Origin of the sequence: Vibrio sp. 10N.261.51.A3, from assembly GCF_041471965.1 — a bacterium.
Taxonomy (GTDB): Bacteria; Pseudomonadota; Gammaproteobacteria; order Enterobacterales; family Vibrionaceae; genus Vibrio; species Vibrio crassostreae_C.
Genome location: NZ_JBFRPK010000069.1, coordinates 1 through 14,519 on the forward strand (window position 1 = coordinate 1; position 14,519 = coordinate 14,519).

Sequence of the window (14,519 nt, forward strand, 5' to 3'; positions counted from 1 at the left end):
CCTCCTCCTACTCGATTTCTAGCATCTAGCATCTAGCATCTAGTGCTTAGATTAGTTGTTGCTGTGCAGCTCGCTGTTTAGCTCAACCGCAGACTTGTTCGCTAGGCACTCGATTTGGCCTGTGATTGAGTTGCGACGGAACAGAAGATCAGACACGCCAGCAAGATCGCGAGCTTTAATGATTTCTACTTCATTGCCTTCTTTATCTAGCATGCGAACCTTAGTACCCGCAGTCACATAAAGACCAGACTCAACTGTACAACGGTCACCCATAGGGAAGCCAAGACCCGCGTTTGCGCCTAGTAGGCAGTTTTCGCCGATAGAGATAACCATCGTACCGCCACCAGACAGAGTACCCATGATAGAAGCGCCGCCGCCGATGTCTGAACCGTTACCTACAACAACACCCGCAGAGATACGACCTTCAACCATGCTCACGCCAGTTGTACCAGCATTGAAGTTGATGAAACCTTCGTGCATTACTGTTGTGCCTTCGCCTACGTGTGCGCCAAGACGAACACGAGAAGTGTCAGCAATACGAATACCTGTTGGTACTACGTAGTCCACCATTTTAGGGAACTTGTCTACGCAATCTACAGACAGAGCACGACCTGCAAGGCGAGCTTCGATTTGACGCTCAGCCAGCTCAGGTAGGTCGATAGGGCCTTCGTTTGTCCATGCGATGTTGTGCAGTAGACCGAAGATGCCGTCCAGTACCGTACCGTGTGGTTGTACTAGGCGGTTAGAGATAAGTTGTAGCTTTAGGAAGCCTTCAGCAACTGATGCTGGCTTCTCGTCAGTAGCAAGAACAACAAGAACAAGTGGCTGTTCAGACGCTGCCGCTTTTTCTGCGAAAGATGCGTTAGCTGCATCATCGTTTGCTGCGAATGCTTTCGCCAGTTCTGCGCTTTGTGCAGCAGAGATTTCGATAGCTTGGTTGCCTTCAGCGTAACCTGACACTTCAGCTACAGCTGCTACAAGAGCGTCGCTTGGGTTTAGAAGCGGGTTAGGGAAGAACGCTTCAATGATTTTATTGTCGCGATTTTTGGTTGCCGTACCGAAGGCTAGTGAAAAATAAGCCATGTTGAATCTCCATGTGTTGAGTCTTGATTTTGCTATTCCAAAACAACGGCTCGAATAACAAGCGCTGCCGTTAGCAAAGTTAATTTAATTGCGTTCATCATAAAGAGAGCGCCCTCGTTATGAAAGGGCGTATCGGGATAAAGTCTGTAAAATGATATTGCTTGTCTTTTGAGAGATAGTTTTCTGCAATGAGAAAACACTGCAGATCAACACAAATTGATTGGTGCGTTAATCAACATTCTCCTGTGAATCCCCTCTTTAGATAAACAGTGCCTTATAAGCTTGCTCAATCCCTTCAATCAACATCTGCATACCGATTACCGCGAGTATCAACCCCATCATTCGAGTAATCACGTTCAGTGCGCTTGGTCCAACGGCTTTAACGAAGCGCTCGCCAAATACGACAACAGAATGTATTTAATCTTAGATACAAATAATTATTAGAAATAGATAGTAGAGCAAGTGTGAATAAAAAACAGCCAGCATAAGGCTGGCTGTTTGGTTTTAGTGATAGGTGTAGAGTTTTAGTCGTCCGTTATTGCTTGATTCTCAACTAACAGACTCTACATAACAGGCAGATTGTGGGACTCACTTTGTCGTTATGCGTGTTGAGATTCACTCACTGCCACAGCCAATGCAACCGTCGCTCCGACCATTGGGTTGTTGCCCATGCCGATGAAGCCCATCATCGCCACGTGAGCAGGAACTGAAGAGCTACCTGCGAACTGAGCATCAGCGTGCATTCTGCCCATGGTATCGGTCATGCCGTAAGACGCTGGGCCTGCTGCTACGTTATCTGGGTGCAATGTTCGACCTGTACCGCCACCTGAAGCAACTGAGAAGTATGGCAAACCTTGGCGAGTGCGTTCTGCTTTGTAGATACCAGCAACAGGGTGTTGGAAGCGTGTTGGGTTGGTTGAGTTACCCGTGATACTCACATCCACTTCTTCTCTGTGCATGATCGCTACACCTTCACGTACATCATCAGCGCCGTAACACAAGATCTCGCCACGAGGGCCTTGTGAGAAGCGGCGACGTTCTGTTTCAACTAGCTCACCCGTTTGGTAATCAAATTGAGTGCGAACATAAGTAAAGCCATTGATGCGAGAGATTAGGTAAGCGGCATCTTTACCTAGACCGTTCAAGATAACTTTCAATGGTGTTTTGCGTGATTTGTTCACGTTCAGTGCAATCTTGATCGCACCTTCTGCAGCAGCAAAAGACTCATGGCCTGCAAGGAAAGCAAAGCAGTGGCTCTCTTCATTGAGAAGGCGAGCAGCCAGTGCGCCATGGCCGATACCGACTTGGCGTTGCTCCGCAACACTGCCGGGTTTTGTGAATGCTTGAAGGCCTTCACCAATGATATTCGCTGCTTGTTCTGCGTTGTTCGCTTTACGGAACAGAGCCAATGCTGCACCAAGAGTGTAAGCGTCAGCTGCGCTTTCAAATGCGATAGGTTGAGTGTCCATCACTAATGCTTTTGGATCGACATTGTGTGATAAACAGTATTGGTTTGCTTGCTCTAAAGAGTCGAAGTTCATTTCTGCCAATACGCGAGTTACTGATTCATTAAATTGAGTGTTCATCATATCTTTCCTCTTTTATTGGCAAAAATTATTGTTGGCGTGGGTTAATGGTGGTCACGGCTTCGTCGAAGCGACCATAAGTCCCTGTCGCAAGGTCGGCCGCTTCATTCGCTGGCACGCCTTGGTTAATCGCCTTCATCATTTTGCCGAGGTTGAGATATTCGTAGCCAATCACTTCGCTGTGATCATCAAGTGCAAGCTTGGTTACGTAACCTTCTGCAAGCTCTAGGTAACGAACGCCTTTTGCTGCGGTTGAGTAGCTGGTGCCAACTTGGCTGCGCTGTGTTTGACCTAAGTCTTCTAGTGCTGCGCCGATCTCTAGGCCACCTTCAGAGAAAGCCGACTGAGTTCGACCGTAAACAAACTGCAGGAAGATTTCGCGCATCGCGACGTTAATCGCGTCACATACCAAGTCAGTATTCAGCGCTTCTAGAATGGTTTTTCCGGTGAGGATTTCCGCAGCCATCGCGGCAGATTGAGTCATACCTGAACAACCAATCGTTTCGATTAATGCTTCTTCGATGATGCCGTTTTTTACGTTAAGAGTCAGTTTTGCAGCACCTTGTTGTGGTGCACAAGTGCCAACACCGTGGCTTAAGCCAGAAATAGCGATGACATCTTTTGGGCTAACCATTGCGCCTTCAACTGGAATTGGAGCTGAATTGTGCAGATCACCCCTTTGAATAGGGCACATTGATTGAATTTCTGAAGAGTAGTGCATAATGTTTTCTCACTTATAGAGCCATTTAACGCCTAGGGCGTTGAGAAAACAGGACGTGTTGGAAGAGGTGCGGCTAATTCACTACAGATCTTGAGTATCGATAATCCAAAGGTGTCATGGAACTTGGTCTTAATAGACTAAGTCCATTTCAAAATGGAGGAATAGCGATACGTCCAACAGTATTACCTGTTTTCGATTCTGTAGGAGTCATTAGCACTGTTCGGAAAGAACGGGCGGTTGAAGCAAAAGCTTAGGTGGAACCCCATCACCTGATGGCTATAGATTAGATCTTCCTCACACTTTCATGCAAGCGAATGTTTAGAGCGATTTCGACTATAAACAAGCTTCATTATATTTCGATAAGTATAAAAAAACGCCAATAACGAACTCTGATTAGAGGCGTCATTGACGTTTTTTAGAAAGGTATCAGCTAGTTAAGCTGCATCTTCTTCTGCGTCTTCAACAGCTTCAAGCTTCTTAGCTTTTTTCGGAGCTGGCTTACGCTTAGCACCTAATGCGTAAAGAACTTCTTCTTTGTTCTTCGCTAGGTACATTGCAAGTTCTTCTTGCTTGCCTTCATCTTCAACTAAATCGCTTTTGCCTAACAGTTCAAAAAGCTCATCAGCCATATCCAGCATTTTGTCGTATGCGTCAGCTTCGGCTTTAGAGGTAAAAGTCATTTTCTCTTCTCCGTTGCGTTCCACCACGTACTTGACGATAACAGCCATGGTTAATCCTCTAAGTTTGATAAATTTTACTGGCTTTTTATACAGTTTCTGATGTTAAAAGTCCAGTTGGAGCCCGTACTATGCGGCCTCAATCTTGATGTGCCGCCCAGTCTTCACAATAACTCATGAAAGATTTCAGCAGTGGGCTTTGATATTTGTCCTTGTGTACCAGCATCCAGAATCGGCGTTTCATATCAAGTGGCACATTAAGCGCTTTTACTCGGCCTGAATCGATCGCTCGCTGAGCAGCTAAACGAGACAAACAGGCAAAGCCAAGACCGGCAGAAACAGAGTTGATGATTGCTTCTGTGGTGTTGAGTTCAAAAGATTCATACCAATGTTCGATGCGCGGTGCGACGGCACGAAGGAAAAACTCGCGAGTCCCTGAGCCTGATTCACGTAAAATCCAATGGCTGTCTTCTAAATCGCTTAAAATCACTTTTTCTTTGGCAACGAGAGGATGTTGATTACTAACAATAATGCACATTTCATCGCTGCTAAACTGACTCGAAATGAGTTCAGGGTGTAATGTTTTTCCTTCAATTAGCGCGATATCCAGTTCATAATCCACCAACTTTTGGCAGATCAGTGCACTGTTTGAAATGAACAAGCTTTGATCCTGATGTTGAGTTCGTTCGCGAAAGCCTGACAAAATAAACGGTGCGACCTGATTACCAATCGTGTCACTCGCGCCGACCTTTAGATTGCCACTTAAAGGCTGATCATCACGGAACAAAACATCAATACCAGCAGCACGATGTAATATTTCATCCGCCAATGGAAGTAACTTATGTCCCTCTTGGTTGAGAATTAATCGGTTGTTGACCCGGTCAAATAGAGAGTGGCCGAGTTGTTTCTCCATTTCGCCTAGTGCCATGCTGACCGCAGCTTTAGACAGAAACAGAGCCTCAGAGGCAGCAGTCAATGTCGAGTGCTGAGTAATAGTGACGAACACTTTGAGCTGTTTTATTGAAATATTAGCCATCAGATTCCTAGTTTTACTCTGCTGGTGAAAATGGATTCTGTTCAGTATTGATGAACACTTGTTATATATAATTGGATATTGTTTAACGAAGCGCAAGCGTATTATGGCTTCAACAAGCTGATGAGTTCACAAGTTTAGTGAATTAGGTTTAAGAGAGGCTGACATGATTCAACGTATTAAATATAGATTAACAGGAGCTCCAACACCCATGGCAGGGTTAGCACTCGCAATTGCAAGCTTAGGCTGGTGTTGGGATGGTGTTCTAGTCGCACAAGGTATCTTACATACACCGGGTTTGGTGCAGTGGATCAGTGCTGGCATTGCGGCGGTATTACTTCTTGTTTTAGCTGTGAAATTTTTGATTCATGGTCACCTATTGCGTGAAGATCTTGCTCACCCTGTTGTCGGCAGTGTGGTACCAACATTTGCAATGGGGTGCATGGTGGTGTCAGCGTCTTTGGCGCCAATCTCTCAATTCTTACAAGAAGCTATGTGGTTGGCTTCTGTGGCTTTGCATGTTGTGTTTCTAACGAGCTTTTTGTACCACAGAGCTAAAAACTTTGAGATTCACCACATGGTGCCAAGCTGGTTTGTGCCACCGATCGGTATTATCGTCGCTGACGTCTCTTTCTCAGGTAATCCAGTTTTAGAGCCAGTAGCTAACGCGACTTTGGTATTCGGCTTATTGGTTTACGCAGTAATGCTACCAATCATGGTTTACCGTTTGATCTTCTCTCACGAAGTGCCAGATGCTGCAAAACCAACGATTGCGATTATGGCAGCACCGGCAAGCCTATCTTTGGCGGGTTACTTAACCGTTACTGCTAACCCTTCACCTGTGATCATTGGTTTACTATTTGGTATTGCAGTGTTGATGACGTTCATTATCTATATGGCGTTTTTCAAACTACTTCGTCTTCCATTTAGCCCTGGTTATGCGGCGTTTACATTCCCTATCGTGATTGGTGCGACGGCACTGTTTAAATTGGCGGCTTGGATGGAAAGTGTCGACATTGCAAGCCAATACATAACTCAAGTCCATGCTCTTGCAGTACTGGAACTGGTGGTCGCAACATTGGTGGTGAGCTATGTTGTGATCAGGTATTTAGCTTTCTATCGACCTGTCAAAACCATACTGTTTTCAATGCGTTTGTCGATGAAATAGACGATTAGTCTACTTTGTTTTTAATATCAATTAGATGGTTTGAAAAGTATAATTCAAAGAGTGTACATGAATTAATAGCTAAGATTTAATCGATAAGCTTCGAGTTGTCAAATGAAGGTGAATTTATGAAGTTAAGGGCTCTATTATCAGAAATAGCAAGTAACTGGGTGCAAGCAAAGACAGAGCCATTTTCTAGTCACCCTATTGCTAAGTTACTAAGGAAAGATCTAACTTCATGTTTAAAGGCTGAATTGGATCTTGATGAACGATTTCTGATGAAAGCGAGTGCCGGAGCCGGTAATTGGGCCGATGTCGCTTGGTTATCCATCCTCGACTCAAAAATTACAACTTCAACACAATCAGGTGTATATCCTGTTTATTTGTTTCGCTCAGATGGTTCTGGGGTTTACTTGTCGTTAGGTTTCGGAACCACAGAGTTAAAAAGCAAATATGGGACAACCTTAGCGAAGCAAAAAGCAAAAGAGATGCGAGATAGAATACGTACCTCAAACCAACAGCTTATGCAATGGGATCAGACAGTTGAGTTACGATCGAATACTACATTGGGTCAGTCTTATGAGTGGGCTTCTGCCGGTGCTAAGTTTTATCCGACAGACCAGATGCCAGATAATGATGCTTTAATATCTGACATCAAAGAGCTTTTAGAACTATATGCAGGTATTAATACACGTAATGAGCCTGTAGAACCTACAGTTTTCGTAGAGCGGCAATGCTTATCTAAACCATTCCTTCTTTTAGCCGGTATTTCAGGAACGGGTAAGACTCGCTTTGTTCGTAAACAAGTAGAAGCGACTGGCTCTCTAAATGAAACTTATTGCCTTACTTCCGTGCGTCCTGATTGGCATGAACCAAGCGACTTGTTGGGGTATGTCTCGCGCTTATCAAAAGATGGTCAAGGGGAATACATCACCACTGATGTGTTGCAGTTCATCGCAAAAGCTTGGCGTGGAATCTTTGATAGTGGTTTAAGTGTTCAGGTTCACTCTAATGAACAGCGTGGAGAACGTTTGGTGGTCACTGGTGGTAGTCAAACTCAACAAAAAGTACGATATTATTGGCTCTGTTTGGATGAAATGAATCTTGCTCCAGTCGAGCAATACTTTGCAGATTATTTATCAGTACTAGAGACAAGAAGTTGGAGTTGGGACAACGACCAATTTACCTATTCTAGCGATCCATTGCTGAAGCCATTAGCGTTAGGGTTAGCTGATGAGAACGGTGATACAGATGAAGTTTACGATAGAAAGCTGCGTTCAAGCTTAGGCTTTGATGATGATAAATATGATGAACTATGGCAGTTGTTCTGTCAGTACGGTCTGGGGATTCCATTTAACTTGATTGTAGCCGGAACGGTTAATATGGATGAAACGACTCATGGTTTCTCTCGAAAAGTCATTGATCGTGCATTGAGTATCGATTTTGGAGAATTTTTTCCTAATGACATAGATGAATTTTTTGAAGCGAAGAAACAACCATTAACCTTAGGTTATCCAATATATAGCCAAGCTAAGCTGGATCTGTTCTCTCAAGTTGAGGCTGATTCTACTGCTGAGAAAACGAAAGAGTTCTTTTTGTCAGTAAATGCTGTATTAAAAGGTACCGCATTTGAATTGGCTTACCGCGCATTTAACGAGCTTTGCTTATCAGTCATTAGTTTTTCTCCTAAGGATGAAGATGAATTAGCGGCTGTTTTTGATGACTTTTTAATGTGTAAGATATTACCTCGTGTTGAAGGTGATGAAGATAAGTTGACGACGGAAGATGGCGGTGCACTATTAGAAAAGTTAGTAGAAGTTCTATCAAATCAAAGCACCTTAAAAGCTATTTGGGATGGTGAACGTGCAGATTTATTGCGTCAGAATATTGAAGATAAAGACACACCAATCAAGGTAAGCTGCCGCTCAAAGATTAAGCTTGAGTATATGCAGTCGAAGTTGCAGTCAGGCTTCACCTCATTTTGGCCATAATAATGGTGATAGGGTAGCAGTAAGAAATGGTGAAGAAAAAGCGTGTGACTATCAAAGCTAAACATGATGATTTTACGGTTTATGTTACATGTGATGATATTGATAGCCCTTTAAGTAAACTAGAGCACACTTACAGACAGCGTGATCAGATATTGCCTTCTGGTGATATTGTATTGATTAGTGTGGGGGGAGTAGCGGCTACATTTGATGATGAGGGTGCATCGTCTATCGCTACCCCTTTCTTTTTTGAAAATCGCCAGTATTGGTTTGATATTGAGTTTGAAAGGTCAGTAATTAAGAATACTGCAACAGTTAATCATAAGCATCGTCTAATCGAAGAAGCTTTTCATCTAACCCGAAATGGTGATGGGCTACAAGCTGCTATTAATTTTGGTAATGATGTCGGTAACTGCAGTTTTAATATTGAGTATCAAGTGGGAGATAAGCTTTGTAGTGCTGAAGTTAGCTTTAATATCTTTGCTACAAAGATGGTGATGGATCAAGACCTTCCTTTGATTAATCGTACCATTGATGATATTTATCCTCTTTGGCGCTATAGCTTAAGTAGCAAAACAAATCAGGGTGTGAGTCAATCACAGCGCAGTACTGAAAAGTTTGAACTGTTTTGGCTTGCTCAGTTTCAGCGTTTGGTTGAAGACCTGCAAAGTGGTGTAAAGCAAGTCATTAACTCCCCTCATAATCGACTGCAATCTTTTTCTAAGTATCAAAAGTTAGATCGGGTTAATAAACGATTGAACCCAAAGCAGGCGGAAAAATCTCAACATTTAATCCAAAGCGGAGTGGCGAACCCAAGACTCCCTATTAGCTTTAAAAAACTGCATATTGATACGCCTGAAAATCGTTTTATTAAAATGGTTATTAATAAAGTCGCTAATAATTTACATCATTTAATTTCTACTATTACCCGCACAGAAAAATCTCAATTGTCAGGCTCTTTTATTCAAAAGGTGCAAACGTGGCAGCATACGTTTAACAAAATGTGCAAGCATCAGCTTTGGCGTGAAGTTGGTACCTTCAAAGGGCAAGGTGGTGAGTCGAAGGTATTACAACAGGGCACTGGCTATGCAAAAGCTTATAAAGCATGGCAGCAGTTAAAATATTATTTAAATAATACTAAAAATCAGACGGATATGTCGGTTAAATCGGTCGCTGAGTTATACGAAATTTGGTGTTTTGTTGAAGTTATGGCTGTTATTAAAAGCCTTGGTTTTAAAGAGATAAAGCGAGAGTTAGCTAAGTTAAAACAAGTGCAGTTTGAAAAGCAATTTAGTAAAGATGGAATGGCTGCTGCATTTGAGTTTTCTCGTGATGATGGAGTGATTATCAAGTTAGCTCATGAACCGACCTTTTCACCTAAAGGAGAGAAAGAGCGCACTTGGACAGCAAATCAACGGCCTGATATCGTGCTGCAGGTTACACTAGAAAATCAAGAGTCCTTTCTCATTTTGTTTGATGCTAAATACCGAATCGATAACTATCAAATCAAAGCTCATAACAAGGGATTTGATGCTGTACCTGAAGATGCAATTAACCAGATGCACCGCTACCGTGATGCAATTATTCATCAGCAAAAATTAGAAAATGAAAACCCGATTAAGAGTCGACCAGTAATGGGCGCTTTTGCTTTATATCCAGGTTTTTGTGATCAAGTGAATACTCATAACCCTTACCAAGATGCTATCGAACAAATTGGCATTGGTGCGTTTGCTCTGCTACCAAGTGTTAACAATCAATTGGGTCATAACTTGTGGCTGAAAAACTACTTACAGCAAAAATTAGGAGCGAGTATTACAAGTCGCTCTAGGTTAAGTAACGACTACTATTTCATCGAAGATTCAGCTCGTATTGCACCTTATGGAAGCTGTAGTGCTCGTTATCAAGATCTGACGATGGTAGCTCCATTAAATGAAATCGGTCGTGATGATAGTTACTTGAATCTAGCTCGGAGTGGCAAGCTTAAGGGGTATCATACACAGCTATTAGCGACCAACCGCCAAAATGTGCACCGTAACATTGTTCGTGAAGTTCGTTATTTATTGATCACTGTTCGTAATAAGGTGACTGATAATAGTCAATTTTCAAAGTATCTATATCGTGTGGCTAATGTGAAGTTGCTACCACGAAGTAAAATAAGCCAACAGTTTACGGGTAAAGATAGTCAACAAGATGGCCTATACTGGTTTTTTGAGTTTACTGATGAGCCTATCATATTGAATACGCCAATAGAGAAGTCTTACCAAGAACACTTTAGGTTCAAGTTAACTAAAGCTGAATTATTGCATCAATTGCATCATTGGGATGACGTAAAGGGCGATTATCAGCTTTATGCTGACCTAGACAAAACGTGGTAATTGACAATTACAGCTACTGATATTGGGTTTCTGTGCTTAAATAAAATCCAACTTAGCGGCATAACGGTAAGCAGTTAACAGGATTTAGCTTGAGCTACCAATAGATAGTAAGTTTTTGGCATTTCATAAGCTTATATTCCTAATCCAAACACGGCACTTATGCTAATCTGGCTTTATATTGTGGCAAGATTAGCGTGAGTGCACTTTGTTTACTGTTTACCATTCCAATAAAGTTGATACTTTAAAAATTCTTCTCGTTCACTTAATCAAAAGTGACCCTTTAGCCAATCCTTTCGAAAAAGAGCAGATCTTGGTTCAGAGCCCGGGTATGTCTCAATGGCTTAAGATGGAACTCGCCAAAGAGTTTGGCGTAGCAGCAAATATCGATTTCCCACTTCCAGCAACCTTCATTTGGGATATGTTTACCCAAGTGCTTCCTGATGTTCCTAAACGCAGTGCTTTTAACAAAGAAGCGATGACGTGGAAGCTGATGAGTTTGTTACCCGCGAAACTTGACCACCCTGATTTCTTACCCCTACAGCGCTATCTTGAAAACGACGAAGATGACTCTAAGTTGTATCAATTGGCAGAGAAAATTGCCGATATCTTCGATGGATACTTGGTGTATAGACCTGAGTGGATGGCGATGTGGGAAGCGGGAGAGCCCGTTACAGAATTGATAGATAGTGAAGGGCAGCAAGAGCACCCTTGGCAACCCATTTTGTGGAAGGCACTCTATGATCAAACTCTGTCTCAAGGCCAATCTAAATACCACCGTGGCAACTTGTATCACGACTTCATTGAAGCGCTAGCCAATCAACAAGGTCAGCTACAACACTTACCTAAGCGTCTGTTTGTGTTTGGTATCTCTTCGCTGCCTCCTCGTTATATGGACGCGTTGAAAGCACTTGGCGAGCAGATTGATGTCCACCTGATGTTTACCAACCCTTGCCAACATTATTGGGGCGATATTCGCGATCGTAAATACTTGGCAAGAGTGGAAGCGCAGCGTCGTAAGCAGTTTGCTTTGGTTGATGGTTTACCTCAGCTAGAAGGCGAAGTCTCACCATTAAAAGATGGCATTGAAGCCAATATTGAAGACGAACTGCATACCAGCCAAGCGGTCGGTAATAGCTTACTGGCGTCTATGGGTAAACTGGGCAGAGATAACCTGTTCTTGCTGTCTCAATCAGACAGCGAAGAGCATGAGTTCTTTATTGATGTCGAGAGAGACAGCCTGCTGCATCAACTGCAAGCCGATATTCTTGAGTTAGAAGAGCACCAAGACGATCACATCTTAGACTCCAGCAACCACAAACAAGTGGTTGAGCTGGGCGATCGTTCGTTGACGGTACACGCTTGTCACAGCCCAATGCGCGAGGTGGAGGTTCTCCATGACCAGTTGTTAGCGATGTTTGATGCTGATCCAAGCTTAAAACCACGCGATATCATTGTGATGGTGGCAGACATCAATGCTTACAGCCCTGCTATTCAGGCGGTATTTGGTAATGCTCCGGGTGAGCGTTATATCCCTTACTCGATCTCGGATAGAACTGCAGACCAAGAAAGCCCAATTCTGACCGCTTTCATGCAATTGGTCGCGCTACCGAACACGCGCTGTTTAGCCTCTGAGTTGCTAGAGCTGTTAGAAATTCCTGCGATGATGGCACGCTTTGGTATTGACGAGTTTCAATTCGAGCAAGCCAAGCAATGGGTTGAAGAGGCGGGCATTCGTTGGGGGGTTGATGCTTCAACTGCAACAGAATTTGATCTACCTGCGACTGAGCAAAATACCTGGCTATTTGGTATTCAGCGTATGTTACTGGGCTATGCGATGTCAGACTCTGCGGGCTTGTTTGAAACTGAACATTCTCCGATTGCGGCTTATAACGAAGTTCAGGGTATTAACGCCGAACTTGCGGGTAAGTTAGCGCACTTTATTGACCGTATCGCTCATTACCGCCAACGACTAACTGAAACCCAATCTATCGAGATGTGGCGTGAAACCTTGCTGCAAATGATTGATGATTTCTTTGTGGTTGAACTGGAAGGCGAGGTGGTGCTCAAATCGATTCGTGATGCACTTTCGCAACTGAACGAACAGCTTGATGATGCCTTGTACGAACAAGAACTGTCGCCAAGCATTATCTACCAGTACCTCAATAATAAGTTATCTGGCGCGCGCATTAGCCAGCGTTTCTTAGCTGGCCAAGTTAACTTTTGTACCTTGATGCCGATGCGTTCTATTCCGTTCAAAACCGTCTGTTTGTTAGGCATGAATGATGGTGTTTATCCTCGCTCAATGCCGCCAGAAGGTTTTGATCTAATGAACGGACGCACACGACCTGGCGATCGTTCGCGTCGTGATGATGACCGCTACCTATTCTTAGAGGCGATGCTGTCAGCGCAAGAATGTTTGTACATCAGTTATGTTGGGCGTTCGATTCAAGATAATACCGAGCGAGTGCCGTCGGTGTTGGTATCTGAATTGATTGAGTATTGTCAGCAAAACTACTGCCTAAGTGAAGACCAAGCACTACCAAGTGATGATTCAGGCATTAAGTTGACTCAAGCGATCAGCTTTGAGCACACCATGACACCATTTAGCCCTGCAGCCTTTACCCAAGGTGATGCAAGCCATGTGCTGAGTTACGCCAAAGAATGGCTTCCTGCGGCTAATCGTTCTGGTGAACGCAGTGGTGAATTCAATCGTGCATTGGATGACTATTTGCTTGGTGCGAGCTATCCGTTAGAACTCGATTTGGTTGAGCTACAGCGTTTCTGGCGTTTGCCGGTGCAATACTTCTTTAATCGCCGTCTAAAAGTCGTGTTTGAGCCACCGCTTCCGGTAATGGAAGACGACGAGCCGTTCGTGCTTAATGGCTTAGAAAGCTTCCAGCTTAAAGATGCGCTGCTGCAAGTGTTGCTGGACCACCCAGAAGGCGCAGACGAAGCGGTGCGACTGTTTGTCTCTGAGCAAAAAGCCCAAGGTCGATTACCGGTCGGCGCCTTCGGTGACATCGAATTTGAAACCAACCGTGTTCAAGCGGAAGACTTAGCCAAAGAGATTAGATTTGTGAGCGGATCACCGCAGCAAGATCTCGAAGTGAATATCGAGTTTGACGTGTTAGGCGAAGGTAAGCCTGTTCGCTTGATGGGGTGGTTAACTCAAAACTATCAATCAGGTCTAGTGCGTTTCCGTAGCGGCAAAATACGCTCTCAAGATTACTTGGCTGCGTGGATTGATCATCTATCCTGCGCTGTTATGGGACACGGAAAAACGACCCATATTATTGGCTATGACAGAAAAGAGGGCGTGGTTCACCAAACGCTACAACCTATCGGCGATGCGCAGCAAGCGAAGAGTATATTAGCTGAGTTAGTACGACTGTTTTATCAAGGTATGACTGCACCATTGCCATACTTCCCGAAAACGGCATTAGCTGGTGTTGAAGCGGGCTTTAGCCGTGGTAAGTGGGTCGATGATGAAGAAAAGTCACTCAAGAAAATGGCCGATACCTTTAATGACAGCTTCGCCTTCACGGGCGAGGGTAGAGATACCTACATCTCACGAATCTGGTCTAAATGGGACGATGAATTGGCTACTGAGTCGCGTATGTATTCAACGCTTGTGCTACAGGCGGCAAGGTTGGCTGCTGCCGATCTGGAAGATCAGGAGTAGGTGGCTGTGATCGACAAGATCAATAGCGAGTGCGCTGAATTAATGAAAGACAAAAGAGAGTCGCTGGTAAGCGTTTGGTACGCTTGCTTTCAAGATGTAGGGAATCAAGGTGAATAGAAGCAAGGTACAGGAAATAAAGTGGCCGCCAGTAAATCATTATTAGTGTAGGGCGTTCGCTGTACGGCCACAGGTCAGAGGGACCATTATTC

At 43.8% G+C, this 14,519-nt stretch carries 9 protein-coding genes, 1 pseudogene and 1 riboswitch; of the genes and pseudogenes, 4 read left to right on the forward strand and 6 right to left on the reverse strand.

Features of this window, described 5'->3' with window-relative positions:
- Positions 1-51: 51 nt before the first annotated feature.
- The 6 genes and pseudogenes from dapD to AB4371_RS16830 form a co-directional block, all read right to left on the reverse strand.
- Positions 52-1,083, reverse strand: a complete 1,032-nt coding sequence (gene dapD, locus AB4371_RS16805; RefSeq protein WP_017059885.1) for a 2,3,4,5-tetrahydropyridine-2,6-dicarboxylate N-succinyltransferase — start codon at positions 1,081-1,083, stop codon at positions 52-54.
- Positions 1,084-1,341: 258 nt separating this feature from the next.
- Positions 1,342-1,485, reverse strand: a pseudogene (locus AB4371_RS16810) (MarC family protein); the annotation flags it as partial.
- Positions 1,486-1,682: 197 nt separating this feature from the next.
- Complete coding sequence (locus AB4371_RS16815; protein ID WP_065584394.1) at positions 1,683-2,672, reverse strand: GGGtGRT protein; 990 nt, start codon at positions 2,670-2,672, stop codon at positions 1,683-1,685.
- Positions 2,673-2,697: 25 nt separating this feature from the next.
- On the reverse strand, positions 2,698-3,390 hold the full coding sequence (locus tag AB4371_RS16820; RefSeq protein ID WP_017071044.1) for an iron-sulfur cluster assembly scaffold protein: 693 nt from the start codon (positions 3,388-3,390) through the stop codon (positions 2,698-2,700).
- 194 nt (positions 3,391-3,584) lie between these two features.
- Positions 3,585-3,669: riboswitch (Fluoride riboswitch) on the reverse strand.
- Positions 3,670-3,824: 155 nt separating this feature from the next.
- Positions 3,825-4,118 (reverse strand): YebG family protein, encoded by a 294-nt coding sequence (locus AB4371_RS16825; RefSeq protein ID WP_008223840.1) that lies wholly within the window; start codon positions 4,116-4,118, stop codon positions 3,825-3,827.
- 88 nt (positions 4,119-4,206) lie between these two features.
- The gene (locus tag AB4371_RS16830) at positions 4,207-5,103 is read right to left on the reverse strand and encodes a LysR family transcriptional regulator (RefSeq protein ID WP_017059889.1); all 897 of its coding nucleotides are present in this window, start codon (positions 5,101-5,103) and stop codon (positions 4,207-4,209) included.
- 208 nt (positions 5,104-5,311) lie between these two features.
- Here AB4371_RS16830 and AB4371_RS16835 point away from each other — a divergent pair, with 208 nt between their 5' ends.
- The 4 genes from AB4371_RS16835 to recC all read left to right on the forward strand — a co-directional run bounded on the left by AB4371_RS16835 (position 5,312) and on the right by recC (position 14,310).
- The gene (locus AB4371_RS16835; RefSeq protein WP_372150374.1) at positions 5,312-6,268 is read left to right on the forward strand and encodes a TDT family transporter; all 957 of its coding nucleotides are present in this window, start codon (positions 5,312-5,314) and stop codon (positions 6,266-6,268) included.
- 125 nt (positions 6,269-6,393) lie between these two features.
- Positions 6,394-8,256 (forward strand): MrcB family domain-containing protein, encoded by a 1,863-nt coding sequence (locus AB4371_RS16840; RefSeq protein WP_372150375.1) that lies wholly within the window; start codon positions 6,394-6,396, stop codon positions 8,254-8,256.
- A 26-nt stretch (positions 8,257-8,282) separates the two neighbouring features.
- The gene (locus AB4371_RS16845; RefSeq protein ID WP_372150376.1) at positions 8,283-10,628 is read left to right on the forward strand and encodes a DUF2357 domain-containing protein; all 2,346 of its coding nucleotides are present in this window, start codon (positions 8,283-8,285) and stop codon (positions 10,626-10,628) included.
- A gap of 205 nt (positions 10,629-10,833) precedes the next feature.
- On the forward strand, positions 10,834-14,310 hold the full coding sequence (recC, locus tag AB4371_RS16850; RefSeq protein ID WP_372150377.1) for an exodeoxyribonuclease V subunit gamma: 3,477 nt from the start codon (positions 10,834-10,836) through the stop codon (positions 14,308-14,310).
- Positions 14,311-14,519: the final 209 nt, after the last annotated feature.

Coding starts and splice junctions, on each gene's coding strand:
- dapD (WP_017059885.1), bottom strand. CDS start 1,083: ATGGCTTATTTTTCACTAGCCTTCGGTACGGCAACCAAAAATCGCGAC.
- AB4371_RS16815 (WP_065584394.1), bottom strand. CDS start 2,672: ATGATGAACACTCAATTTAATGAATCAGTAACTCGCGTATTGGCAGAA.
- AB4371_RS16820 (WP_017071044.1), bottom strand. CDS start 3,390: ATGCACTACTCTTCAGAAATTCAATCAATGTGCCCTATTCAAAGGGGT.
- AB4371_RS16825 (WP_008223840.1), bottom strand. CDS start 4,118: ATGGCTGTTATCGTCAAGTACGTGGTGGAACGCAACGGAGAAGAGAAA.
- AB4371_RS16830 (WP_017059889.1), bottom strand. CDS start 5,103: ATGGCTAATATTTCAATAAAACAGCTCAAAGTGTTCGTCACTATTACT.
- AB4371_RS16835 (WP_372150374.1), top strand. CDS start 5,312: ATGGCAGGGTTAGCACTCGCAATTGCAAGCTTAGGCTGGTGTTGGGAT.
- AB4371_RS16840 (WP_372150375.1), top strand. CDS start 6,394: ATGAAGTTAAGGGCTCTATTATCAGAAATAGCAAGTAACTGGGTGCAA.
- AB4371_RS16845 (WP_372150376.1), top strand. CDS start 8,283: ATGGTGAAGAAAAAGCGTGTGACTATCAAAGCTAAACATGATGATTTT.